This is a genomic window from Candidatus Leptofilum sp., assembly GCF_965223285.1.
Taxonomy (GTDB): domain Bacteria; phylum Chloroflexota; class Anaerolineae; order Promineifilales; family Promineifilaceae; genus Leptofilum.
The window spans coordinates 5,446,972-5,470,662 of record NZ_OZ244997.1; the positions used below are offsets into that span (position 1 = coordinate 5,446,972).

Annotated in this window: 21 protein-coding genes and 1 pseudogene; 8 read left to right on the forward strand and 14 right to left on the reverse strand. The window is 51.6% G+C overall.

Going from position 1 to position 23,691, the window contains the following annotated elements; translation table 11 throughout:
* Window positions 1-48: 48 nt before the first annotated feature.
* The 4 genes from ACOQPU_RS24465 to ACOQPU_RS24480 all read right to left on the reverse strand — a co-directional run bounded on the left by ACOQPU_RS24465 (window position 49) and on the right by ACOQPU_RS24480 (window position 2,524).
* Complete coding sequence (locus ACOQPU_RS24465) at window positions 49-672, reverse strand: GyrI-like domain-containing protein (RefSeq protein ID WP_420642450.1); 624 nt, start codon at window positions 670-672, stop codon at window positions 49-51.
* Window positions 673-675: 3 nt separating this feature from the next.
* Window positions 676-1,659: a helix-turn-helix transcriptional regulator gene (locus tag ACOQPU_RS24470; RefSeq protein WP_420642451.1), complete on the reverse strand. Its 984-nt coding sequence runs from the start codon at window positions 1,657-1,659 to the stop codon at window positions 676-678.
* Between the two features lie 133 nt (window positions 1,660-1,792).
* Window positions 1,793-1,921, reverse strand: a complete 129-nt coding sequence (locus ACOQPU_RS24475; protein ID WP_420642452.1) for a winged helix-turn-helix domain-containing protein — start codon at window positions 1,919-1,921, stop codon at window positions 1,793-1,795.
* 33 nt (window positions 1,922-1,954) lie between these two features.
* Window positions 1,955-2,524 (reverse strand): TetR/AcrR family transcriptional regulator, encoded by a 570-nt coding sequence (locus ACOQPU_RS24480; RefSeq protein ID WP_420642453.1) that lies wholly within the window; start codon window positions 2,522-2,524, stop codon window positions 1,955-1,957.
* 128 nt (window positions 2,525-2,652) lie between these two features.
* Here ACOQPU_RS24480 and ACOQPU_RS24485 point away from each other — a divergent pair, with 128 nt between their 5' ends.
* The 6 genes and pseudogenes from ACOQPU_RS24485 to ACOQPU_RS24510 form a co-directional block, all read left to right on the forward strand.
* Window positions 2,653-3,702, forward strand: coding sequence for a hypothetical protein (locus ACOQPU_RS24485; RefSeq protein ID WP_420642454.1), 1,050 nt, complete (start codon window positions 2,653-2,655; stop codon window positions 3,700-3,702).
* 33 nt (window positions 3,703-3,735) lie between these two features.
* Complete coding sequence (locus tag ACOQPU_RS24490; protein ID WP_420642455.1) at window positions 3,736-4,740, forward strand: [Fe-S]-binding protein; 1,005 nt, start codon at window positions 3,736-3,738, stop codon at window positions 4,738-4,740.
* Window positions 4,737-5,372 (forward strand): sulfotransferase family protein, encoded by a 636-nt coding sequence (locus ACOQPU_RS24495; RefSeq protein WP_420642456.1) that lies wholly within the window; start codon window positions 4,737-4,739, stop codon window positions 5,370-5,372. Before ACOQPU_RS24490 ends, ACOQPU_RS24495 begins: the two co-directional genes overlap by 4 nt.
* A gap of 28 nt (window positions 5,373-5,400) precedes the next feature.
* A complete protein-coding gene (locus ACOQPU_RS24500; protein WP_420642457.1) occupies window positions 5,401-6,411 on the forward strand; it encodes a hypothetical protein in 1,011 nt (336 codons plus the stop codon).
* Window positions 6,398-6,634 (forward strand): hypothetical protein, encoded by a 237-nt coding sequence (locus tag ACOQPU_RS24505; protein WP_420642458.1) that lies wholly within the window; start codon window positions 6,398-6,400, stop codon window positions 6,632-6,634. The genes ACOQPU_RS24500 and ACOQPU_RS24505 overlap by 14 nt, the downstream gene beginning before the upstream one ends.
* Before the next feature lie 18 nt (window positions 6,635-6,652).
* Window positions 6,653-7,261: pseudogene (locus ACOQPU_RS24510) on the forward strand (DUF3179 domain-containing (seleno)protein); the annotation flags it as partial.
* Window positions 7,262-7,315: 54 nt separating this feature from the next.
* Here the strand turns inward: ACOQPU_RS24510 and ACOQPU_RS24515 are convergent.
* The 6 genes from ACOQPU_RS24515 to ACOQPU_RS24540 all read right to left on the reverse strand — a co-directional run bounded on the left by ACOQPU_RS24515 (window position 7,316) and on the right by ACOQPU_RS24540 (window position 12,928).
* Window positions 7,316-8,200, reverse strand: coding sequence for a glycosyltransferase (locus ACOQPU_RS24515; protein ID WP_420642459.1), 885 nt, complete (start codon window positions 8,198-8,200; stop codon window positions 7,316-7,318).
* A gap of 15 nt (window positions 8,201-8,215) precedes the next feature.
* Complete coding sequence (locus tag ACOQPU_RS24520) at window positions 8,216-9,004, reverse strand: hypothetical protein (protein WP_420642460.1); 789 nt, start codon at window positions 9,002-9,004, stop codon at window positions 8,216-8,218.
* Window positions 9,005-9,105: 101 nt separating this feature from the next.
* A complete protein-coding gene (gene tpiA, locus ACOQPU_RS24525; RefSeq protein ID WP_420642461.1) occupies window positions 9,106-9,861 on the reverse strand; it encodes a triose-phosphate isomerase in 756 nt (251 codons plus the stop codon).
* 83 nt (window positions 9,862-9,944) lie between these two features.
* Window positions 9,945-11,786: a protein kinase domain-containing protein gene (locus tag ACOQPU_RS24530; protein ID WP_420642462.1), complete on the reverse strand. Its 1,842-nt coding sequence runs from the start codon at window positions 11,784-11,786 to the stop codon at window positions 9,945-9,947.
* An 83-nt stretch (window positions 11,787-11,869) separates the two neighbouring features.
* Entirely contained in the window at window positions 11,870-12,286 is a 417-nt protein-coding gene (locus tag ACOQPU_RS24535) for a hypothetical protein (protein ID WP_420642463.1), read from the reverse strand.
* Between the two features lie 123 nt (window positions 12,287-12,409).
* Complete coding sequence (locus ACOQPU_RS24540) at window positions 12,410-12,928, reverse strand: hypothetical protein (RefSeq protein ID WP_420642464.1); 519 nt, start codon at window positions 12,926-12,928, stop codon at window positions 12,410-12,412.
* Window positions 12,929-13,042: 114 nt separating this feature from the next.
* On the opposite strand from ACOQPU_RS24540, the gene trxA reads away from it, so the two are divergent.
* Window positions 13,043-13,807 carry a thioredoxin gene (gene trxA, locus ACOQPU_RS24545; RefSeq protein WP_420645869.1) on the forward strand — a complete coding sequence of 255 codons (765 nt, stop codon included), beginning with the start codon at window positions 13,043-13,045 and terminating at the stop codon, window positions 13,805-13,807.
* Window positions 13,808-13,975: 168 nt separating this feature from the next.
* Here trxA and ACOQPU_RS24550 read toward each other — a convergent pair whose 3' ends face one another.
* The 4 genes from ACOQPU_RS24550 to smc form a co-directional block, all read right to left on the reverse strand.
* Entirely contained in the window at window positions 13,976-14,149 is a 174-nt protein-coding gene (locus ACOQPU_RS24550; RefSeq protein ID WP_420642465.1) for a hypothetical protein, read from the reverse strand.
* Window positions 14,116-14,880, reverse strand: coding sequence for a phosphotransferase (locus ACOQPU_RS24555; protein WP_420642466.1), 765 nt, complete (start codon window positions 14,878-14,880; stop codon window positions 14,116-14,118). The genes ACOQPU_RS24550 and ACOQPU_RS24555 overlap by 34 nt, the downstream gene beginning before the upstream one ends.
* A 316-nt stretch (window positions 14,881-15,196) precedes the next feature.
* Window positions 15,197-16,120: a hypothetical protein gene (locus ACOQPU_RS24560; protein WP_420642467.1), complete on the reverse strand. Its 924-nt coding sequence runs from the start codon at window positions 16,118-16,120 to the stop codon at window positions 15,197-15,199.
* Between the two features lie 196 nt (window positions 16,121-16,316).
* Window positions 16,317-19,868 (reverse strand): chromosome segregation protein SMC, encoded by a 3,552-nt coding sequence (gene smc / locus ACOQPU_RS24565; RefSeq protein ID WP_420642468.1) that lies wholly within the window; start codon window positions 19,866-19,868, stop codon window positions 16,317-16,319.
* 265 nt (window positions 19,869-20,133) lie between these two features.
* Between smc and ACOQPU_RS24570 the strand changes: the two genes are divergently transcribed.
* Window positions 20,134-23,655: an ATP-binding protein gene (locus ACOQPU_RS24570; RefSeq protein WP_420642469.1), complete on the forward strand. Its 3,522-nt coding sequence runs from the start codon at window positions 20,134-20,136 to the stop codon at window positions 23,653-23,655.
* Window positions 23,656-23,691: the final 36 nt, after the last annotated feature.

Sequence of the window (23,691 nt, forward strand, 5' to 3'; positions counted from 1 at the left end):
AACTCCTTCCTAATTTGCACTCACCAAAAACAGCTTACCGCCCACTGTTTACTGTTTACTGACAACGGGTTGCCTCAAAACCGTCTTCAGCTTTTCCGGCGCAATCCGGCGCGGATCGCTAAGATAAATTTCGTGGTGTTTGCCGTTGAAATCGTATCCATTGGCTGGCATGAATTCATGGTGCAGCTTGTGCAGCGTGGGGCCTTCATCGTCATAGGAACCGATGTGCATTATTTGTACTGACAATCCCTCCGCATAGCTTTCCAGCCGCAGTTTAGACAAAGCCGCCGGGGCTTTTTGTTTTTGCACGATGTCGCAGGCGTTGGCAAACATCTCTGGGGTGATCCACTCTGGCTGCATGATCATCATCGTCCACTCCCATTTGCTTTTGTCGCGGGCAACGGTGAAGCTGTCCATATCCTCTGCCCACCACAAACCTTCTAGTGGGGGCACGGTGTAATCTTTGTCCAGCCCTTTTTTGCTGGCAAACTTGATTTTGTAGGCAACGGCGTACAACGCTTCCAGCGCATCTTGGTAGGCCTGCGCCACGCCAGGAGTGCCGCGGCCATCGACCATGAGAAACTGCATGGCAGGTACATCAACCACGGTAAACTCTTTTTTGGATGGGTTGTAAAGATGTTTTAACGTTTTCTTGAAATCTGTTTTGCTCATGATTTACTCCGATTTGTGATAACTTTCGTTTTTATATTGCTCAGCAACGGCCGTTGCCCAATCGTGCAAAGTGTGCCGTAACGCCTGCGGCGACAACACTTCCACCAGCGACCCGTAGCTCATGATGGTGCTGGCGGCAACGTTCATATCTTGTGCGCCAAAGGTCACGATTAACGAGCCGTCTGCTTGGGGTTCCATTTGCTGCCAATAGGAACGGCCGTATTTGGCCAAAAAGACCCCCTCCGGCTGAAAACGCATCGTAATCGTCAATTGTTGGGAATGTTCAGGCGGCTGTTCTGCCTTCAGATAGTCATAGACATCAAAATCTTCTGGGATGACGGCTGACTCATTTATCAACATGACCTGATCCATCCGATCGACGCGGAAGGAGCGAACGGCCTGCCGCAGATGACAGTAGCCAATGGCATACCACCAGCCCCAGCGGTACGCCAGCGCATACACATCCAAATCACGCTCCTCTGGCTCTGGCTGCTGCCGACCCTGATACCATACCCGAACGCGTTGTTTTGTTTGGGTTGCCTGACGCAACGTCTCCAGCAGCGGCATGATGCTGACCTGGTCAGCGCGATTCATATTTGTAGCAATGAGGGCGCGGCTGGCCCAGGCAATTTCCTGTCGTTGGGCTTCTGGCAGCACATTTTCCAGCTTGGCCAATGCGCCGTGCGCCGCTTCTTCATACAGCTTGCCCCACACCTCGCTGACCAAACTTGTGCCGAGATGCACCGTAACGGCTTCCTCCGGCGTAAAAACTAGCGGTGGCATTCGGTAGCCGCGTGCCAACGAGAAACCGCCATGTCTGCCCCGCTCCGAATAGACGGGAATGCCCATCTCTTCCAACATGCCAATGTAACGATGCACCGTGCGTTCTGAAATGCCCAACTCAGCAGCCAGATCGGCGGCTCGTTGGTTGGGCTGCCGCTGCAGCAGCATGATCAGGGTGATGAGGCGGGTGGCGGTTTGGGACATGACTTTTCTCGTATGTTTCGTCGATTAGATTGTTAATCGTGGACGACCAGATATTGAGTACAAGCATAGTGTAAACCAAAAACATGACAATTTGCGTCATGTTTTGCCAAAATTGAGTGGATTGTCGGTTTTTTTAGAAGGTGGGCTCTGGCTCAAAAATGATGCCCTGTTCCATTAATTCGGCTGTCAGGTTGGTAATGGTTGTGTTGGACAAGGCCGTCTGTTCAGCAAGCTCCACACGAGAAAGCGCACCGACCTGCAAAAACGAGAGGAGGAGGGCTTGGGCGTTAAGTGGTTATTTGGATTGGAGACGGCCGTTTAAAAAGTGAGCGATATGTTTGGGTAAATCAATAGGTGGCAGCGAAGCCAAGACGGAAGCATTGCGAATCATATTCGTGGCGATCAGCGGGCCTAGCAGCCCGGCAACGGCATGGTATGGGTCCTCCTTTTCTAAAATTCCTTCTTGCTGATACCGCAACAGCAAATTGCTGACGCTGTTGATCATATGAAGTGGCGCACCCATCAGTTCACCTAGCTCAGGGTGGCGTGGAATTTCAGACAGCATAATGTAAAAAAATTGACCATGCTTGTCGGCGGAGTCCTGATACATTTGGGCAATTCTCAGCATGTCGGCCTCAGCATCCCCCGTGTAAGCTGTTGCTGAGGCAAAATCAATCTGCTTCACCATTGAGACGATGGCTTGCTTTACAAGCTGTGCCTTGTTACCGTATTTGCGAAATAAGGTGACTTCACTAATTTCTGCGACCTCGGCTATTTGTTTGGTAGTGGCACGGCCGTAGCCACGTTCGGTCACAGTCATAATAGCCGCACGATAAATCTTTTCTTCCTCGACAATCTTGGGCATTGCCATCTCCTTTTAGTTGGTTCGTTACCATCTTACCATAAGTAAGTATTGACTTACAATAAATGATACCGTATGATTATTGTAAGTTTCTACTAACAAAAAGCGAGCCTAAACGATGAGGAACCTCAATGTTCAAACAGCTATTCAATACCATAATTCGTGGCGGGGATGGAACAGATAGAGGCCCATCCCTCGATAGCATGCTGGAGCAGTCCGATAAACATCTCAATAACTTCGAGACACTTGTGCCGCCAGCACCAAATTCCAAGCCGCGCACGCCTTTTGACGCTGATGTCCCTAAAGAGCAGATAACGATGCTCAATTTGACAGCGCAGCAAAGGCTTAAGGTGATGTCAAAAGGCATCCCGCTCTTTGCCAACATGCAAATAGGTGCGCGCATGTACGATGGTAAATTCCAACCCATCAAGAGCACTGCCTCACCAGAATTTATTGCCGAACTAGAAACAATGGCCCGTGAGGCAGGTGCTAAAGATATTGGCTACGTCAAGGTTCCCCGCAACGCCATTTTTCAAGACAAGGGTCTCCCCTGTGAATATGCCGTTGTTTTCACCGTGGAGATGGACAAAGAGCCGATGAGCACGGCTCCCAGCTTTGAATGTCAACTGGAAGCGATGGATGGGTACAAAAGGATGGCCGCTATCTCTAAAAAGTTAGCCAACTTCATGCGGAAAAATGGCTTTGCTGCCTATCCGGGGATGGCTTTGGGTGGTCTGACCGATTATCCACACCTGGCAGAATTAGCAGGGCTGGGCGCGATTGGTTACCATGGGCTACTCATCTCATCGGGGGAAGGCGCACGTTTACGCATTAACACGATCTACACCAACATCACTAACCTGCCCACGCTTGAGGCACAAGGCAAAGAAAATGAACATTTGTGGGTGCGTGATTTTTGTGCCATGTGCAAGAAGTGCATCCGCAAATGCCCGGTTGAAGCGATTTATGAGCAACCGGAGCCGCGTGGCGATGGCGGCATGCAAACGATTGATCACGCAGCCTGCCGTGATTATTTTACGCGCAATTATGGCTGCGCCGTTTGCTTGGTCGTTTGTCCCTTTAGCCAGGTTGGATACGAAAAAGTAAAGTCTCATTTCAAGGGCAATCCCCAGGCACCGCAGTTCCGCATACCGGTGTCATCGGTTGTGAAATTTGTTTAAATTGCTGGTCTGTATGCAGTTGGAGAGTAAGTCATGAAACTAAAAAGTCGCCTGCAACACAAAATTCAACCCTATCTTATGAAGCCACTTCTGAAAAAGATGCTGGCTTGGGAGGCGAGCGTTCGTGAACGGCCAGGCTCATTGCACGGCGGTGAAAACTCACCATCACGCTTTAATATTTTGGCGGCGGGCTTGAGCTTGCGTGATGATCATCCACCCATGCCCGGGTTCCCCAAATCTGTGCCGCATGTGTTCGGCAGCGTAACCAATATCCGCAAATCTGTGCATGATTTAGATAGAAATCCGGTAAATGGCAAGAAGATTATTGATGATAAAATCCTGGTTGACCTTTGTGATTATGCCAAAAGTGTGGGGGTTGATGAGGTGGGTTTTGCGACTGTGCCGCAGGAGTGGGTGTTCCGGGAAACGGCCGTTCTCTACAACAAAGCTATTGTGCTGGTCATGGAAATGGATAAGGCCCGTATGCAGTTAGCACCGAATAAGGATACGGCCGTCATGGTGCATGAAACGTACGATCTGCTGGGTCGCGCCTCGAACAAGATTGCCGATTGGCTACGTGAACGTGGTTATGCCGCTCACGCTGGGCATCCCTTGAACGGTATGGCCTTGTACCCGCCAATGGCCCAGGTAGCTGGCTTAGGCTATCGTGGCATTCACGGGTTGTTGATTACACCTCAGTTTGGACCCAGGGTGCGGTTAGCGGCCGTTTTCACCGAGATAGAAAATTTGCCCATGTACGGCGGGCATGAGCACGAATGGCTTCTCGACTTCTGCCAAATATGTCACCGCTGCATTCGTGACTGCCCACCCCAAGCCATCTACGAAACGCCGATTGAGCATGAAAATGGCTTGGTGACGACGGTGGATAATGCCAAATGCTTTCCCTACTTTGCCAATAATCATGGTTGTTCAGTTTGCATTAAGGTATGCCCCTTTAACCACACGAACTACGAGCGGCTGCATGAAACCTATCGGCGCAAAATGGCCAAAACGGAGGAGGCGATAGAAATTTTATGAGAGTCATCAACGTTGGCTTGGCACGCACGGGAACCACTTCGTTAAAAGCTGCGCTAGAACTGTTAGGAATTTCTCCGGTGCATCATACATTCGATCTGTTCACCAGCCCAAAGGATATGAGCCTGTGGGAAGGCGCGTTTGAAGGCAAGCCCGTCAATTGGCGTGAATTTTACGCCGATTATGAAGCTGCTGATTGGCCAGCTGCCTTTTTTTACAAAGAAATCATTGACGTCCATCCCGAAGCCAAGCTACTGCTCACTATACGTGATCCTGAAAAATGGGTGGAGAGTGTGAGCAATACCGTCCAGCAAGGCATGAACATTAAGTTGCCTATTCCACACCTTCGCCGTATTAAGCACTTTATTATCACTTACGCCGCTGACAAGCTGTTTGACGGCAGGTTAGATGACAAAGCGCACATGATTCGCTGTTATCACCGGCACGTCGAAAATGTGAAAGCATACGTTCCTGAAAATCGACTACTGCTATACGACGTCCGGGATGGGTGGGAATCGTTGTGCCAATTTTTAGCAGTCAACGCACCTCACCAACCATACCCAAGAGTGAACACTAGAGGTGGATTCAAAGGAATGGTGATGCAGATGGTATCTGGCATGAAGGGTTCAGGATAGCTTTTCATCAGCTTAAAGGGAGTATATTTTGACACAACGAACGAAAAAGTTTTCTGCGAATGATGTAGGCGCTGTCATGACCCGCGTGGTCAGGCACGTCGAGGGGCAAGCTGCATCTATTGATACAGCGGCTTTTGGTGGGCATTATGCACGCCAACGAATGCCATTGCCAGAAGAATATGGATCAGAGCGAAATCTATCTGACCTGCCTAAGATGGCTCCCCAAATCATGCGTATCTTTAAGGGGATCTTGGGTAGTTACTTGCGCTACAAGTTTCACCCAAAAGCTAAAAAACCAGAAGCATCTCCCGCTTTTTTGACTCAGTTAGAAACGTTTGCACGCCAAAATGGCGCAGTAACTATTGGGTATGCCAAGATTACGCCTGATCTTATCTTTAAAGATTTTGTGGTGCCTCATCAAAACGCAATTGTCATTATTTCTGAAATGAGAAAAGAGCTGTTCAATACTGCACCCAGTGTTGAATCAATGAGTAAGGTTGCCAAAGCGTATGCCGATACTACGCAGATCGCCAATACGTTGAGTAGCTACCTGCGAAAACATGGCTTTAGTGCGTTTTCAGGGGTTTCCATCGGTGGGTCGGTAGACCATACAAGGCTGGCAGAGAAAGCTGGCTTAGGCAAAATTGGGTATCATGGCTCGTTGATCAGCTCGGAGCATGGTGCACGGGTCCGAATCAATGTTGTGTACACCAATATTGATAATTTGCCCTATCCCACAGAAAATAAGCATGATTGGATTCTTGATTTTTGCGCCATGTGCAATAAGTGCATTCGTAAATGCCCTCCCCAAGCCATTTGGCAAGACCCTGAACCAGATGTAGACGGCCGTATCTCCGCGATTGATAACACGATATGCGGGCCATATATGTCAGCAAATCATGGCTGCGGCGTTTGTATTGCTGTCTGCCCGTTCAGTCTGGCAGGCTACGAAAAAATCCAGCATGGTTTTATAGTCGCACAAGCAAAGCGCCAAGAAAGATCGAAAAATGAGAAGGAGCCACACCATGAGCAGAATTGACCGCAGCAAAATAAACATTGCAAAACAAGGATTTCGCTTTGAGCCATTTCGGCCAACAGCAATGCACGAAACCTCACTGGCCAGCGCAAAACTAAAGAACGACACAGAACTTATCGCCTTTGAGCGGGGTGGGCAACGCAGAGCAGTGCTTCTTTCTGAGGCTATGTATCATCATATTGTTCAAGGTGAATTAGCGGGTGAACCTTATCTTGTTACTTTTTGAGCGCCTTGCAACAGCGGTGTCGGTCTGACACCGGTAATTAACGGCAAGGTGCATTGGTTTGGCGTACCAGGTCTGGTTAATGGCCTGGCCGTCATGCGTGATGAGGAGACAGGAAGCGTTTGGGATCACATTACCGGGGAATGTTTTGAGGGGCCGCTTGAAGGTGAACGGCTCGATTTCTGGCATGTCAATCTTACCAACGTCGAGGCCGAACTTGCCAGCTACCCAGACACAATTTTGCTTAAATCAGATTATCGCTCATTTAAAAGTTTTGTGATGAAATTGCTTGGCAAACGGCTAAGCTACAGTCGTGAAGGGACGATGTTGGCACCTCATTTCCGCAAATCGATGCACAAGGAAATTGACCCGCGTTTACCCGAAGGTGAACAAGGATTGGGCTTGGTGGGCGGTGCTGACCAAGGAAAATTCTACCCGTTGAAAACGATTCCCGAAGGCGGCGAGATCGTCGATGAGTGGCTGGGGCGCCAATTGCGGATTAGGCGCAATGCGCTGGATGGCGTGCCCTCTGCGACGTGGCTCGACACGGGCGAAGCACCGATGCAGTTGCTTTCACGCTGGTATGGTTTTTCTTTCACCTACCCAGATTGCGAAATTTATTCGCGGTAATCGTCGCCCTTAGTCGCCCTTAGAGGTGGCGAGTGGACAATCAGGGTTTAAGCTTTACTTGGTGCTTTCGACGCGTTGCCACAAGGTGGTTAACGGCCGTTTCAACACCCGTACCCGCCAAAAAACTAACAGCCACAAATGGAGCCTCGCTAAGAACAGCAACATCGTCCACCACAGCTCACGGGGCGTTTGGGCAAATTTTAGAGCCAGCCGTGTGCCTTGCTGTGCCTCCAGCCTCGCCGAGCGCATAGAGAAGCGGGAGTTCCGCACGTAATCTTGCGCATAGCCACCAGCGGAGCGTACTTTTTGCCGCAGCCAGTCTGCATAGTTATCCGGATACTTCACAAATACGGCCGCTTCCGGTGCGTATCGAATCGTAAACTCCTGCTCGGCAATCCGGTGCGAGATGACGGCATCTTCGGCCAGCGCATCTTCTGGGATAGGGTCAATCAGCTCACGGCGGGCGGCAAACAAGTAGCCTGAGCAAAGCAAAAAGTCACCCTTTGCATGCCGATTTTTCCGCGTTTGGTGGGCTCCTTCAACAAGAACGTGTGACCAGTAGCCAAGTTTTGTCTGCCGGGGGCTGTTGGAAAACGGCCGTCCTGTCACAGCCCCCACTTTCTCATCTGCAAAAGGAGCCAACAGTGGGGCTAGCGCATTCTCGCCAATCACCACATCGCCATCGCTAAAAACCACAAGGTCGCCCTGAGCTGCTTGCAAGCCCAAATTCAGCGCGGCGGGCTTGCCGCGTTTGTCTGGCTCCGGCACGTGGCGAACTTGGGGATGTCTTGCGGCGTATTGGTGGACAACGGCCGTTGTCTCCGTATCTGGGCAAATAACAAGCAGCTCACTATTTGGGGGAAGCTGAGGCAGAAAAGCATCCAGGGCGGGGCCGATGGTGGCCGCTTCCCGGTAGGCTGTGATTAGAACAGAAACCATCGGTTTGTAGCAGGGTTAGGCGGAATCTGAGGGGCCATACACGACTGAAACCCCTTTGGCCCGTCCCAAAAGATTTTCCAGTCCCGCAATGACCACCATGAAAAAGATATTGACACCGATGGCCATGGACAGTGCCAGCCCCAGATAGCTAAAAACGGTCGTTGCCGGCCCTACCAAACTGTCCAAAATCAACCCCGTCCAGCCCAGGAGCGACAAGATGATGCCAAAGACGACCATTGTGAGCACAAAGGCAGGCCAGGCACGGCGATCCGAGCGACTGGGCATCATGCCGTTGGCGATAGCAAAAAGCAAGTAGAGCCAAAGCAGAAAGTCTGGTGTTTGGTACAGTTGCTCCAATGTGGCCACCAATGAATCTAGCTGCCCAGACTGGAAAGCGGCCGTCAGCTCTGTGACGCTAAAGACGCGAAAACCAATGAGGAGGATGACGGCCGTTCCCACAATCAACGGTGCGCCACCAATCAAACTTTCACGGATGGGACCAAGCGTGCGACCCTTGAAATATTCCACGTAACCAAGCTGTACCGTGCCATCCGGCTGCATTTTGGGGATGATAGAGAAGCCGCTGGTACGCACGCCCAACAAGGTAGCGGCCAGCCAATGGCTTAACTCGTGCAGGAAAACGCCGGGGAGCAAAATAATGGCGTACAAAATAATCGCCCGCTCGGGCTTGCCCATGAACAGCAAAGAAAGCCCATGCAGGTGAGTGTGAATCCATCGCTGCATGATGAGCAGAATGATGAGGGCAATAGCTACCCAAAAGAAGGGCATGATGGCACTGCTCATAGCGATTATCCGTAGGTGTCATTCTGAATGAAGCAAAGCGAAATGAAGAATCCCACTGAATGTAGCTGGCTTGGATTCTTCGCTCTGCTCAGAATGACAAATTAACCAGCGGCGTTTTTCACCAGCTCCACAAAGCTGGCTTTCAGACTAGCACCGCCAACCAGCGCGCCGTCGATGTCTGGCTGGGCCATATATTCGGCGATGTTATGCTCTTTTACGCTGCCGCCATATTGAATACGCACCTTTTGGGCGGTTTCTTCGCCAAACATATCGGCGATGGGGCCGCGTACGCTGAGGCCAATAATGCTACCTGCCTGGGCTGCACTGGCGGATTTGCCAGTGCCGATGGCCCAAATTGGCTCATAGGCGATGATGAGGCTGGCAACCTGCTCGGCCGTCAGGCCATCCAGCGCGGCGCGCACCTGTCCACTGACAAACGCTTGCGTTTCGCCCGCTTCATTTTGCGCCAGCGTTTCGCCTACGCAAATGATGGGGGTGAGTCCGTGTGCCAGAGCTGCTTTGGCTTTTTGATTCACGCCTTCATCTGTTTCGTTAAAATATTCGCGCCGCTCAGAGTGGCCGATAATAACGTATTGGCAGTAGGGGGTGAGCATGTTGGGGGCACATTCGCCCGTGTAGGCACCGCTTTCGGCAAAGTGCATATTTTGCGCACCCACGCCGATGTCGGTGGCTTGCAGGGCGTCGTAAACGCCGGGCAGGGCGATAAATGGTGGGCAAACGACCTTATCGACGCCTTTGATCTGTCCCAGTTTGTTGCGAATTTCACGCACAAAGTCAACCGCTTCTGCGGCCGTTTTATTCATTTTCCAGTTTCCAGCAATAATTGGGGTACGCATGACACTCCTTGAAACTAATTTTGCCACAGAGACCACAGAGAATAGAGAGAAATCTGTTGAATCTGCGAAATATTTGACCCTGTTTACGGCCGTAATTCTACGATGTTTTCTTCAATTCGGGTAGCCAGCCAGACCGGTGGTTCGTGGGCCATTGCCTCTTCAAATGTGTCTAGTGCCTCTTCAGGTGCATCCAGTTCCAGCAGCAAAATCCCCTTCACAAAGAAGAGGTCAGCGGCGAACCCGCCATCGTCAAACGCCTCTGGCGATTCCAAAATGGGGAGGGCTTCCAGAAGCAGATCATCATCATACAAAATGTACGCTTCCCCGATGGCAACGGTTGTCGGATGGTGGACATTCTCATGCAATAAAGCCATATAGTTTTCGATGCGCCGCGCCGATGCGTCTTCAAGCAAATACGTCATCATCAAATTTTGCTGAATCTCAAAATCACGCGGGAAGCGTGCTAGCCCTTCTTCCAGCACCACGGTGGCTAACTCGTACTGTTCTTCCTCCATGAGCCGGTTCACCAGTACGTTTAAGCCAACTGGCATCCGCACCCGCCCCACCATTTCGCGCACAATGTGGCGAGCTTCTTCAATCTGATCTTCACGCATAAAGGCAGCGGCTAATTCAGCAGCGAGGATGTTGTTTTCGGGATTTTCTTCATAAAGCGGCAGTAACACCTCCACTGGGCGTACCACTTCTGGCAGCTCAATATTTGGTGGCAGTGGCTCTTCATCGTCAAATTCCGGTGGTAGGAAATCGGGATCGTCGTCAGGCGCACCGGCAATTGGCCCGTTGTTTTGGGGTGAAAACCCATCGGTGAGGACGAAAATAAGACCTGCACAAAGGCACATGCCTACTAAAATGCCAATCCCTATCAACACCAACGGCCGTCTGCGCTTTGGTTCTTTTTCTGGGGCAGGCGTAACTATTTCGGTAGGGGTTTCATCCAGGCCCGGTAGGTCTGGGGGTAGGTCGGCGGGGGTGAGAACGTCTGCACTGAGCGGGGCTGAAGTGGTCGTTTCTACAGGTTGGGTTTTCTTCTCGGTGCTGTCTGGCAAAACGGCCGCGCCCGTTGGGCCAATTTCGCTGGGCGCATCTTGCAATGCTTCCTTGAAGGCAGTCACAAATGCGCCCGCGGTAGCGTACCGCTCAGTTGGCTCTTTGCTCAGCACCTTGAGCAGCACCGTTTCCAGGGCGGGGCTAATTTTATCGTTGAGGCTGCTGGGCAGCGGTGGCGGATCAAAAATTTGGGAGTGGATGACGGAGTAGCCGGTGTCTGAGGCAAAGGGCACGCGTCCAGTGACCATTTCATACACCACAATGCCGAAGGAGTAGATGTCAGTACGGCCGTCTAAATCTACATTGCCTTTGGCTTGCTCTGGTGAAATGTATTGCGGCGTGCCCATGATCATGTCCTGAGACATGGTAGATTCGCCCGATTGCGTAATTCGCGCCAGGCCAAAATCGGCAATGAATACCCCGCCTCCCTGCGTTAGCAAAATATTCGACGGCTTGATGTCCCGGTGCAAGACGCCCTGTTTATGGGCGTGGTCCAGCCCGTCGGCTACGCGGCTGGCAATGCGGACCATCTCTTTGGTGGAGAGGGTGCCTTGGCTTAGTAACTCCTTAAGCGTGACCCCTTCCACAAAGCGCATTACTAAGTAGGGGTAACCGTCATGCTCGGCAAAATCATAGACGGGGACAATGTTGGGGTGCTCCAGCCGGGCCACCACCTGCGCCTCGCGGGTAAAGCGACGCAGGAAGCTGTCGTCATCCTTAAAAATGGCGTGCAGCACCTTGATCGCCACATGGCGGTCGAGCCGCTCATGGTACGCTTTGTAAACGGTGGCCATGCCACCCTGGCCGAGCTTTTCTTCAATTCGGTAACTGCCGACAGGAGAACCTATTTCAAAACTCATGTGAGGATTATAGAGAATGGTTGTTAACGGAACAAGAAGGGGATGTAAACCATTTGTAACGGTTCATTGTGAGTGGTAAATGGTTAATTGTTATCGATTTGTTGCGCCTGGAGTTTTTGTTGGTGCTTTTCTAGTTCTTGTTGATAGGTGGATGCTAACCATTCTTTTGCCTCAACCACACCCTCGAACTCTTTTTCTACAGCAAAAACGCCATCACGATAGTTTCGTTTTACTTTAGCTATGTACAAAATTGTGTTTTTGTCGTCCCAGGCCTCAACTGTGGCTTGAACAATGCCATCAGGACTTGTGATTTCATCAACAGTGTCTTTTCCTCCGCTCATTTGCCTCCCTAAAGTCAGAAAAACAGAAAATCCAAATAATCCAGCATAAAGCACTGCCTGTAGGGGCGGTAAATCCCACAGCGGTTCGCCAATAAGCAGCAATAGGAGGGAGACTAATATCCAGATGCCCAAACTTTGGATGATTCGTTCTTTTATCATTGAGGGACAGTGTAAACGGCCGTAAATGTGTTAGCAAGATGATGATTTGAAAAGAACGGCCGTTTATCTCACCTATCCATACGGAGGTTAAAGTGCTGGGTTGCATTGGGATTGCTTAGTGGATTATTCAAGAGAACTGTTCTGCAATGCTTTGGCGACGGTTCCGGTGCGTAAGCGGCGGTGCGTTTTCAGATAGTCCCAATCGTAGCGGGAGTTGTACATGAGCTGCACGTAGTAGTAGTTGATCTGTTCCAGAATTGCGCCAATCCAAAACAGGAGGCCTAGCCAAATATCTAACGAATTTGCTGGCCAGTCGGCCACGGACATCGCCCCAAAAACGGCGAGTGGGAAACAGACAATCAATCCCCAATTCACCGTGCGCCACCTGCGGTAGCGCTGGAGGACAGGCTCAGGCAGGGTGCGTTGATTTTGCTTGAGCACACGCAGCTTCCATCGCCACCAACCTGTTCCTTGAATCAAAATGAAAATGACAACGGATACACTATAAGTGCGCACAAGCCAATGCTGCCAGTGACCATCGCGAGAGGCGGTCCAGAGCAGTAGGGCGGCAAAAATGATGGCGGAAACAAATTCGCCAGTCCATAGGGATGTGTAACGGCGAGCCAGGGCAGTTTTGTCCATATATTTTGTTATGCAACCATCACTGTTTCAATCATGGGTCGAGTATGTCACGGCCGTTTCCCCGCGTCAAATTGGGGTGGCTTTGTTGACGTAATTTTTATATTTGGTGGGTAAATTACGGCCGTTACTAATCAACAAGAGGAAAATCAAATGAATACAAATATTATGGATGTTAATCAATCCAATTTTCAGACAGAAGTGATTCAGCAGTCGCACAAGCGGCCGGTGATTGTAGATTTTTGGGCACCGTGGTGTGGCCCTTGCCGCATGTTGGGGCCGGTTTTGGAGCGATTGGCAAATGAGCACAACGGCCGTTTCCTTCTAGCCAAAATCAACAGTGACCACAACCAGCCGCTGGCAATGCAGTATGACGTGCGTGGCATTCCGGCGGTGAAGGCGTTTGTAAACGGCCGTGTCGTCGATGAGTTTGTCGGCGCGCAGCCAGAACCAAACGTGCGCCAATTTTTGCAACGGGTGATGGCCCAAAAGCCTGTGACTACCAATGCAAAACCAAAGCCGCAAACGGCCGTTCCCAACACACCCCAAGCTCGCCTAGACAAAGCAAAAGAGCTGCTGCGTCAAGGAAATGGCCGCGAAGCGTTGCGCATGTTGCCAAAAAGTGATGGTGGCGAGGCAAACCAGCTACGGCCGTTGGCGCAATTTTTGGTGGATGTAGGAGACGGCCGTTTAACTGGCATGAACGTACAAATTAGCAACCTGATCCAAAAGCGGGAATACGCCGGGGCAATGTATGGTTTGCTGATGGAGATGAACGGGGGAAACGGACGTGCCCGCCCAGTGATGGAGGGACTGTTTGCCCTGCTCGGTGAACAAGACGCCACCGTGCAGGCTTACAAGCAACAATTGACGGCCTCGTAAAAAAGGGTCAAAAAACGCGGAGCGATTCCATCCCCAATTGTCATGCTGAAGTCCTCCGAAGCATCCTAGGAGGTTTCACTGGTGAAGATTTTGGCAACGAGGAGAGTTTTGCCAGCCAGAGGGTAGTGGGATTTTTCGCTACGCTCAAAATGACAAGGTGTGGGTTTCTTACATGGATTTGGAACGGCCGTCTGCCAACCATTCCTCATCAATATCATCCCGGTTTGCCCACAGACCAAAAGCGTAAGGAGCTTGGGATTCTTTGAAGGTTAACGGCCGTTTCTGCCCGTTGGTAGATAAATTCTCTGCTAGTGTGAACGTAGAGCCCAGAACTTTAACCACTTTTCCTGGTGCCATTGGAGACGTTGGCGATTCACGGGAGCATACTTCTGATATTCCCTTATGGTCGCCTCTATCTCTAGGGTCGGAACATTCCGATCCGCGCCAATAAGAAATCCTAAGTCCCACATCGGGTCGCCCCAGCCAAAGGTCTCCCAGTCCAAAATTTTCAAGCCATCAGCCACGGGAAGAATGTTTGCCGAGAAGTAATCCCCGTGGACGAGCGTCTTGCGTTCTGGTATGGGAGCTTCTCCTGCGGTGGTTCGATACTCCCTTGGGTCTGAAACCTTTGCCAGATGCTGCAACGCTGGGGAAAGCTTCGACTCCTCCAAACAGTGAAGTCTGGCAAGAACCGCCGCTGCCTCGATTCGCACGTCGGAATGCCAACCAGTACTCTCCACTTTCAGGGTAAGGTATGCAGCTTCTTCAGCAGCGGATGCATACCCCAAGAGAGACGCGGTAGGAATGCCCAGTTGAGGGAGTTCAGACATTGCCAATACGCACTTTTGCACAGCTGCCTTCGGCTGTAGGCTGCTGTTCACGGATTGGAGATCACCTGGTTTGAACACAGAGAGGATGGCTTTTGTACTGACACCATCCAAGGTGAAGCGACAGTCCCACACCTCACGCTCGGGGCCATGCTTTATCTCCTCAACCAAGCACTGTGCCACACTCGACCCCAAGCATCGCGCCACCCATGTTCGTGCCTGTTGAACTTCTTCAGAAAAACTCATTCCTCTTCACTTGATCACTATGTTTGCAGTTTCCAAGACCCCCACTTCGGTAGGGTCTTTATCGTGAGCTGTGGCTGGCGCCCCGCCTAGCCATCTTTCTTTGCTATTTCGTGGGTGGCATAGTAAGTGGCCTTGTTGCTCGTCAGTCATGAGTTTTAACTAGCAAAAGGCTGGCAGATTATGGAAGCATATTTTGACTATCCTTGCTTGGTTTTGAGTAGGTAGCATAAGCGGCGCGGCGGGGACGCCGTGCCACAGCCTGAAAAGTTTCTAGGCTAGGCGAAGACCGTTCCAGAGCAGAAGGTAGTGGGAAAATTCATTTTGGCACGACTAGCACATGAACTGAAATTTTATCATGGTTGCCGGTCAAATCGTTTTCTAAAGCAACAGGGTTTCGAATATACCCATCCGGATCATAAACAAAGCAGATCAATGTTTTACAATCAGGATGGACTTGATAACGTTTAATATCAATAATTAGTTGCTCCCCTATTAATTTATCAGCCAATTTTGAGTTAGCCATCTTCACTTCAACAACAATCTTCTCCTCCTTCAGGAGGAAATCAATTCGAGAAGAAGAACCAGCATAACTTGGAGAATATTCTTCTGGCCTGACATCATCAAATTTTGTTTTTAGCAAAGCATGGAGTAAATCTTGAACGTCGTACTCGTCCTTAATTAACAAAGTTTCTCGACCGTTATATCGACGTTTTAACTGTCGCGCAATTATATGAAACCTCTGCAGCAATTGCGCAACATGCTTAAACGCTGCGGCAGGATTTTTTTGTATTTTTTCTTTTTTTGATTCTAACCAAGGCAGTTCACCGATGTTTGCCATTACTGCATCAAACAAATCTCTGATTCCATGACTATAAAAAGACACTTTGTTAGATGAAATTTTAACTCCCCCATCTAAAGAAATATCGAAGAAACCTTCAACCTCATGAAAGGATACGTACCTTGAAAAGACAACAGTAGCATAACGCCATTGTTTGTAATCTGTATTTTTAGTGAATGATCGCCATCCTTTTGCCTTACAAGTATTTTGTACGATCTCAATAACCTCTCGGAGCTTTTCTCCTTTAGCCCATTCTCTTTCAGATTTTTCTCGTTTTGCAAGTTGTGCTTCTTTTCTTTCTTTTTGTTTAAGAGGATCGTGCAAATGGCAATATCCGGATTTTCCTGCGTTCAGTCGGCATTGCTCGCCATTATTTGTAATTCCCTTACATTTATTTTCCATGCCAATATCTCTTGATTTTCGTTAACGAACGACCCATTTACTAATGCTGGCGAAAGGCATATCATAGAAGTCCCAAGGACAAAATGCTTACTTCAGCCAATTTCATATTTATTTGCGGTTTTGAATTCAATTGCTTGAATATAGCACGATACGTATCTGGACTGTTTGATCAATTATGCAATGGCCTTTCACTCCATCACAAAAGTTCTGGCTGCTTGATGTACTCTTCTGGTTTGATGGAGATGGCTTGGCTGGCACTGTCTGAGCCCATGCTGATGCCGTAGATGGTTTGGGCAGCCTGCACCGTGCCTCGGTTGTGGGTGATGACGATGAACTGCGTGCCCAGCGCTAACTCGCGCAGCTGTTCGCGGAAGCGGTTGATGTTGGCTTCATCCAATGCCGCATCCACCTCATCCATGACGCAAAATGGGGTGGGGGAAACCTTGAGCAGCGAGAAAATGAGCGCAGCGGCCGTTAGCGACCGTTCGCCACCAGAGAGCAAGCCCAACCCTTGCTCACGCCGGTTGGGCAGCCGGGCTACGATGTCCACGCCGCTCACGGTAAGGTCGTCCGGGTCGGTGAGGACGAGACGGCCTGCGCCGCCGCCGAAAAGCTGGGTAAACGTTTCGCCAAAGACAGCGTTTACCTTGTCTACCGTCTCGGCGAAGGCGCGACTGGTGAGTTCGTCCAGCTCCTCGATCACTTTGCGCAATTTCTCTTCCGTTTCGTTCAAATCTTCAATTTGCTGCGTCATGAAGTCGAAGCGGTCTTGCGTTTCCTGGTACTCTTCCGGCGCGTCGGGGTTGATGGCCCCCATCCGCTGCATCTGTCCGCGATACGTTTGGATCGTTTCTTCGATGTCATCAGGCAGTTCGGTGATTTTGGGCAACGCCTGCACGCCGCTGATGGGCAGCGGCGTGGGGCCGGTTTGGTCATCGTCGTAATGGAGGGCGACGATGCCTAAATCTGCTTTGATGCGTTCTTGCAGCCCTTCGATTTCGCTTTTTTGCTGGCTGTACGCTATTTTGGCTTGGGTGTAGATCGTTTCGTGGTCGTGCGCTTCTTTTTGGGAAACGGCCGTACTCTCCTCCACATCCCCCAATTCATCCTGCAATTCAACCAGTCGGCCTTTCATCGGAGCAAGCTGCGCGTCCAATTCACTCATCTGGTCCTGAAGCTGGAGGCGGTCTTGCTCATGCTTGTTTTGGGCCAGCTCTGCCTGTTGCTGTTGCAGCGACGCCTGCCGCTGCTTCAAGCGGGTGAGCTGCTGCTCAAACTGGTTCAACGTGGCTCGGCGGCTGTCCACCACGGCGCGACGGCCGTCTACAATCGTCTGTTCTGCCCCGATGTTTTGCCGCAAGGTTTCCCGCTGCTGCTGGGCTTCGGCCACCGGCAGGCTGTCTAGCTGTGCCTGGGCTTGGCTCACAGATGATTCCAGCCGCACAAGCTCCGCTTCATCATTTTCGGTGTGGGATGCTAACGTTTCGATGCGGGTTTGCAGCCGGGCGGTCGCTTCCGCCTGCGCTTTTTGCTGCCGCTCGATGAACGTCTGCTGCTGCTTTTGCCGATCTGCATCCCGCTGCGCCTGGCTGACTCGCTGGCTGGCTTCGTTCAGCAATCTCCCTAGCCGCTGCTCTTCGCTGTTGCGTTCATCAACCGCTTCTTGCTTGGTTTGGATGACGGTTTGCTGTTCGGCAACGGCCGTTTCCAATGCCGCCACCTCATCTTTTTTGCTTTCTAGCTTTTGCTGTGCCTCACGCCACGCTTCTTCACGAGCCAGCAGGCTGTCTTGGGTTGATTGACCAACCAGCTCGATAAGGCCGCCCGCATGAGCCACCGTGCCGTCTGGGGCAACAGCGACGCAGCCTGCGGGTAGCGATTTGGCAATTGAGACGCCACTTTTTACATCATCTACCAGCAGCACCCGACCCAGCAAAAGTTGCACCAGCGGCGCAAATTGCTTATCGAAGCTCACCACAGATTCTGCCCAACCAATCGTGCCGCTTTCGTTAATTTCTGGTGGGGCGGCGGGCTGCAAGCTGTCGGCTACGGCTACCGCCAGCGCGGTTTCAGGGTCGCGCTCGGATAGTAGTTGCCACAGAGCCACTTCATCCGGCAGCAGCAGCGTGCCCAGTCGAGTTTGCAGCGCAGCTTCAATCGCTTGCTGGTGCTGCGCGGGAATGCTCAAAACGGTGGCTAAATTGCCCAAAATATTGATGTTGTCGGGAACGGCCGTTTCCTGGCGGCGCATCTGGTTCAGCATCTCGGTTTGGGCTTCCAGCCGAGCCAGCTCTTTTTGCTGGCGGCTCAGCTGCTGCTCCTGGTTGCGCAGGTCGCGGCGCAGATTTTTGAGTTCTTGAATCAGCTCCTGACGCTGTTTTTGCAGATCGTTGCGCTGTTGGCGTTGCTCTTCCACTTTTTGCTGAGCGGTGGTGAAAACGGCCGTGAGCTTCTCCACCGCGGCCTGCATTTTCACCAGTTCGCCCTCGTCGCCGCTGGGCTGATTGGCGGTTTGCTCCTGCAACTGCTCGCGCAGCTGGTTGAGCTGCCCTTGCAGTTGGGCCACCCGATTTTGCGTACTGCGCTGCGCCTGCGTCGCGTTTTGCAGCTCCGACTGCCATTTGTTAATCGTCGCCTGCTGCGTTTGGAAGTTGGCGTTGAACATTTGCAACTGCTCCCGCGCCTGGGTTAGGCTGGCCTGGGCAGCGGTTAGCTCCTCGGTGGCGGCGGCTAGTTCGCTGGCGGCGGCTTCCCGCTGCTGGCTAATGGGCGGCAGTTCGGCCTCCACTTCGGCCAGCCGGCGCTGCACCGACTCCCGCCGCTCCTGCATAATGGCCACCTGACGCCGGGCATTTTCTAGCTGGTCACGTAAATCGTCCCGCTCGTTTTGGGTGTCACTTACTTTTTGCTGCAGGCGGTGGATTTGGCGACGCAGATCGTCCGCATTTTCTTGCTGCACGCGCATTCTTTGGCGGCTCGTTTGCCACGTTTTTTCAGAGGAAACGGCCGTTTCCCGCGCCCGCCGAATTTCTTTTTTAGCCACCTCCCAGCGGTAGCCATACCAAATCCGCAGCAAGTTTTGCAGGTCTTGTGAAATTTGCTCGTAATTCTGGGCGCGGGTGGCCTGCCGCCGCAGCGAATTGAGACGGGGGCGAATTTCGGCCAAAATGTCGTGAACACGCTGGAGATTGCGCTGGGTTTCCTGTAAACGGCGCAGCGTTTCTGCACGGCGGGTTTTATAATGGTTAATGCCCGCTGCTTCTTCAAACAAGGCGCGTCGTTCATCTGCCCGTAGAGACAGAGCTTGGTCAACCAGCCCCTGCCCAATAATGGTGTAGGTGCGTTCAGCCAAACCGCTGGTGGCTAAGAGGTCAGTGATGTCTTTGAGGCGCACCTTTTGGCCATTAAGGATGTACTCGTTTTCGCCAGAGCGGTGGGCGCGACGGCCGATTTCCACTTCGCTGTAATCAATGGGCAGCCAACCATCGCTGTTGTCTAGCGTGAGGATGGCCTGGGCCATACCTGCCCGGGGGCGGCTCTGGCTGCCAGCGAAAATCATGTCGATGGTTTTCTTGCCCCGCAGCGTACTGTAGCTTTGCTCGCCCAACACCCAGCGCACGGCGTCGGCAATATTGCTTTTGCCACTGCCATTTGGCCCTACAATCGCCGTTATGCCTTCGTCGAAGACAAATTCGGTTTTGCTGGCAAATGTTTTGTATCCTTGCAGGACGAGTTTTTTGAGTCTCATAGGCTAAAAGATGGCCCGAATTTTGTGTGGATTGGGCGGCGCGCAGTATAGTGATATCTGGTAAACTATGCAAGTTGCATGGGAACGGCCGTTCACAAAGGCATCAACTGCAAAAAATGTTACAATAGTCCTGCCAAAGTGGTTTCCTTATCGGCCGTTACATCTTCTATAATAACAAGTGGGAAAAGCTCACTTTTCGCAAACTTTATTCATTAGCAACTTACACACACTCATTCTTGTAAGTTTCAATTAATCAGGTCTTTTTGTGTCGATTCGTCAAGAAATTGAGCAAGCCATTGTTACCTTGGAAGCTCAACGCGCCGCCTTAAATCAAGATGTGGCCAATATTGCTATCAGCACGCTGCGTTCCAAGCTGACCGCACTGGTCGAGCCGCTGCCCACTCCCCAGCAAGCTGAAGGAGCCGTACTCATTGCTGATATGTCTGGCTTCACTACCATGTCTGAGCAAATGGATGCAGAAGAGGTGCGAGACATGATCAACGCTGTGTGGCAAAAGCTGGATAGCGTGATTGACTCTTGGGGCGGGCGCGTGGATAAGCACGTGGGGGATGCCGTTATAGCCTTTTTTGGTTTGCCAATTCGTCGTGAAGATGATCGGGAGCGCGCCGTGCAGGCGGCACTCGACATGCAAATGGAGCTGGCTCTATTTAATGATGGCCCGCTGCGGCAAATTGCACATTCGCTGCCGCAAAATCAGGCATTACGGATGCGCATTGGCATTCATTTTGGAACTGTGCTGCTCGGCTCACTGGGCAGTAGCGGTGAATACACAATTTTAGGGGATACCGTGACGGTGGCACATCAACTGGAGCAGCAAGCTCCGGTAGATGGCGTGTTGGTTTCCCCCCAAGTGTATGAATCTATCCATCCCTTTTTTGAGGCACAGGCGCAATCTGGTTTAACGTTGAATGGCCAGCAAGAGAGCGGTCAAGCGTATGTGATTCTGCGGGAGAAGCCTTTGGCGTTTCGGCGGGGGGCGAGCGGCACCAGCTTTTTAGAGACGCGCATGGTGGGCCGATCAGAAGAGGTTGGCCGCTTGCAGGATGTGCTGCAAGGGACGATTGAGTCTGGCGAGGCGCAGGTGGTAACCATTGTGGGCAAAGCTGGGCTGGGGAAGACGCGACTCCTTTTTGAGTTTGAGCGTTTGCTGCGATTGTGGCCAGACCAGGTGGCGATTTACAAGGGGGGCGCAGAGCGGAGTGTGCAGCAACGGCCGTATGGCCTTATCCGCGATCTGTTCGTAAATCATTTTGAAATCCATCGTCGCAATAGCCCAACAGTCGCCCGTGAAAAGCTGGTGCGCGGTTTGCTGGCGGAGTTGAAAAATTCGGACACTCGTTCGCTCACCCAAGCACATTACATCGGGCAGCTACTGGGCTTCGATTTTTCAGACAGCCCGCTGCTAAAAGAGATTGTTGCCGACCCGCGTCTGCTGCGTGAATATGCGTTTGAGGATTTGGTGACCTATTTTACGGCCGTTTGCCAACAAAATGATGCCGTCGTGCTGTTTTTGGAAGATATTCATTGGGCAGATGAATGGTCGTTTGACCTGTTGGAATACCTGATCGCCGAGTGCCACCATTTGCCCTTGCTAATCATTTGTTTGGCACGACCGGAGCTGCTGGAGAAACGGCCGTCCTGGCGTATAGTAGAAGACCACGATCAACAAACGTATCATTATATTGATTTACAGTCTTTGTCGCTCATTGATAGTCGGCATTTGCTGTCGGAACTGATGCAGCATGTTGATCATGTGCCACTTCGCCTTAGTGATATGATTGTGAATGGAGCCGGGGGCAATCCGCACCACTTGGCCCAGCTAGTGAAAATGTTGATTCAGGCGGATGTGATTGATAGTTCTGGGAGCCGCTGGTATGTGCGCATGCCCAATCTGGCCGAACTGCCCCCGATGCTGACGCTGTCTCGCCTGATTGGCAACCAGCTAGAAAAAATGTCTAAGCCGATGCGGATGGTAGTGCAGCGTGCGGCCGTGATGGGGCCATTCTTTTGGGATATGGTGCTGCTTCAGCTTAGTGCTGAAGATGATGTGCCGTTGAGTTGGGATGGATTAACGGTCGTTTTAGGGAATCTGGTTGATTTGGGCTGGATTTACCGGCGCAAAAATTCCGCGTTTTCCAACACCCAGGAGTACGCTTTTAGCAACGACGATCTGCGAACTGCGGCTTATGAATCGCTGACGGTGCAGGAGCGGCAGGAGGCGCATGGGCGGGTAGCAGCCTGGTTTGTGACCCACGACAATAGCGAGGCGATGCAGCTTGCTAGCATGGTGGCTTACCATTTGGAACAGGCAGAAAAGTTTGCTCAGGGTGCAGTTTGGTACGGCCGTGCGGCAGAACAAGCGCGAGAGGAGCATGCTCCGGAAACGGCCGTTCTTTACTACTGCCTATCTCTCAATCTGCTGCCGGTTTCTAACGAAACAGTCGCCCAGCGAGTCTCTTACAACGAAGGGCTGGGTGAAATGCTTCGCTGGCTGGCGCAATTTGAAGACGCCACTGACGCCTATTCGGCAATGGCCAAAGCCGCTGAGTCGGTACAGGATGTAGAGGCTGTGGTGCGTGCCCATCTGGGTCTCTTTTTGTGCCATTTTTTGCAGGATGATTTAACGCAGGCGTTGGACGCAGCGCAGCAGGCCGATCGCACAGCAACAGCCGCAAAATTGCCAGATTTGCAGTTGATTACCCAGGTGGCCGTCGGCTGGGTGCTGGTCCTGATTGGGGATCGATATACGGCCGTTCAAATTGGCAAAACGTTGTACAATAACCTTAAGGAAGAAGCCGCTACGCTGCCCAGAGCATACATGCAGGCGTTGCTGGGGCACATTGCCCGCGAGTCTGGCCATTTTGAGCGGGCCATGAACACCACGGAGACGGCTCGACAACGCTTCCGAGAGATGGATGATCGCATTTGGGAGGCGTTGATGCTGGCGCAGCTAGGGCATATTGCCCGCGACCAGCGAGATTGGGAAACGGCCGTTAACAATTACAAAAGCTGCCTGCACTCTGCCCGCGATTTGGGAGATGTGTATGGAACGGTGCTGGCATTGCGTCATCTGGGCATGATTGCCATGTACCAGCGGCAGTATGAAACAAGTGAAGGGTATTTGCAGCAAGCCCTCGTCCAGGCAGACAAAAGCGACAACGAGGTGCTGCGCATGCAGATCTCTTGCTGTTTGGGGCAACTGCACCTGATGCAAGCCGTTGCGAATCCGCAGTCTGCAATGGATTTGGCGGGAAAAGAGACTCATTTGCAGCTAGCGTATGATTGGTGGGAACAAACGCTGCGTCGTGCCCGCATGTTGGAACGGCCGTTGGCCATCAGTATGGCTGTGGCTGGTTTGGCCCAACTCTTTCTGGAAGATCATTTACTTGATGAAGCCTTGGCACAGGCGCAGACGGCCGTTGAAATGGCGTTGTCGGTGCGTAAGCAGCAATATGGCCGAGAAGCAAAGCGGGTAACGGCCGTGGTCTGGCGTGTGTTGGGTATGGTCTTGGCCAAAGAACCAACCAAAAACCGCCAAACGACCATCCAACAGCGCACCGTGGATGCTGCTGAATGTTTTCATCGGAGCCATCAGCTTCTGGCAGATATGGGGTCGGCGACCGCAGATGAACTGTTGCACACCTTAAATAGCTGGGCAAAATATGAGCATCTTCGGGGAAAGAGCGACCAGGCCTATGCTTTAGCTGAGGAGGCAGCAAAAATTGCTCAGCAATATCAACTGTCAGACATATTAGAAAAAATATAAACCTGCGTACTGCGAAGCACAGATTAGCAAAAAACA

Coding starts and splice junctions, on each gene's coding strand:
- ACOQPU_RS24465 (WP_420642450.1), bottom strand. CDS start 672: ATGAGCAAAACAGATTTCAAGAAAACGTTAAAACATCTTTACAACCCA.
- ACOQPU_RS24470 (WP_420642451.1), bottom strand. CDS start 1,659: ATGTCCCAAACCGCCACCCGCCTCATCACCCTGATCATGCTGCTGCAG.
- ACOQPU_RS24480 (WP_420642453.1), bottom strand. CDS start 2,524: ATGCCCAAGATTGTCGAGGAAGAAAAGATTTATCGTGCGGCTATTATG.
- ACOQPU_RS24485 (WP_420642454.1), top strand. CDS start 2,653: ATGTTCAAACAGCTATTCAATACCATAATTCGTGGCGGGGATGGAACA.
- ACOQPU_RS24490 (WP_420642455.1), top strand. CDS start 3,736: ATGAAACTAAAAAGTCGCCTGCAACACAAAATTCAACCCTATCTTATG.
- ACOQPU_RS24495 (WP_420642456.1), top strand. CDS start 4,737: ATGAGAGTCATCAACGTTGGCTTGGCACGCACGGGAACCACTTCGTTA.
- ACOQPU_RS24505 (WP_420642458.1), top strand. CDS start 6,398: ATGAGCAGAATTGACCGCAGCAAAATAAACATTGCAAAACAAGGATTT.
- ACOQPU_RS24515 (WP_420642459.1), bottom strand. CDS start 8,200: ATGGTTTCTGTTCTAATCACAGCCTACCGGGAAGCGGCCACCATCGGC.
- ACOQPU_RS24520 (WP_420642460.1), bottom strand. CDS start 9,004: ATGAGCAGTGCCATCATGCCCTTCTTTTGGGTAGCTATTGCCCTCATC.
- tpiA (WP_420642461.1), bottom strand. CDS start 9,861: ATGCGTACCCCAATTATTGCTGGAAACTGGAAAATGAATAAAACGGCC.
- ACOQPU_RS24530 (WP_420642462.1), bottom strand. CDS start 11,786: ATGAGTTTTGAAATAGGTTCTCCTGTCGGCAGTTACCGAATTGAAGAA.
- ACOQPU_RS24535 (WP_420642463.1), bottom strand. CDS start 12,286: ATGATAAAAGAACGAATCATCCAAAGTTTGGGCATCTGGATATTAGTC.
- ACOQPU_RS24540 (WP_420642464.1), bottom strand. CDS start 12,928: ATGGACAAAACTGCCCTGGCTCGCCGTTACACATCCCTATGGACTGGC.
- ACOQPU_RS24555 (WP_420642466.1), bottom strand. CDS start 14,880: ATGAGTTTTTCTGAAGAAGTTCAACAGGCACGAACATGGGTGGCGCGA.
- ACOQPU_RS24560 (WP_420642467.1), bottom strand. CDS start 16,120: ATGGAAAATAAATGTAAGGGAATTACAAATAATGGCGAGCAATGCCGA.
- smc (WP_420642468.1), bottom strand. CDS start 19,868: ATGAGACTCAAAAAACTCGTCCTGCAAGGATACAAAACATTTGCCAGC.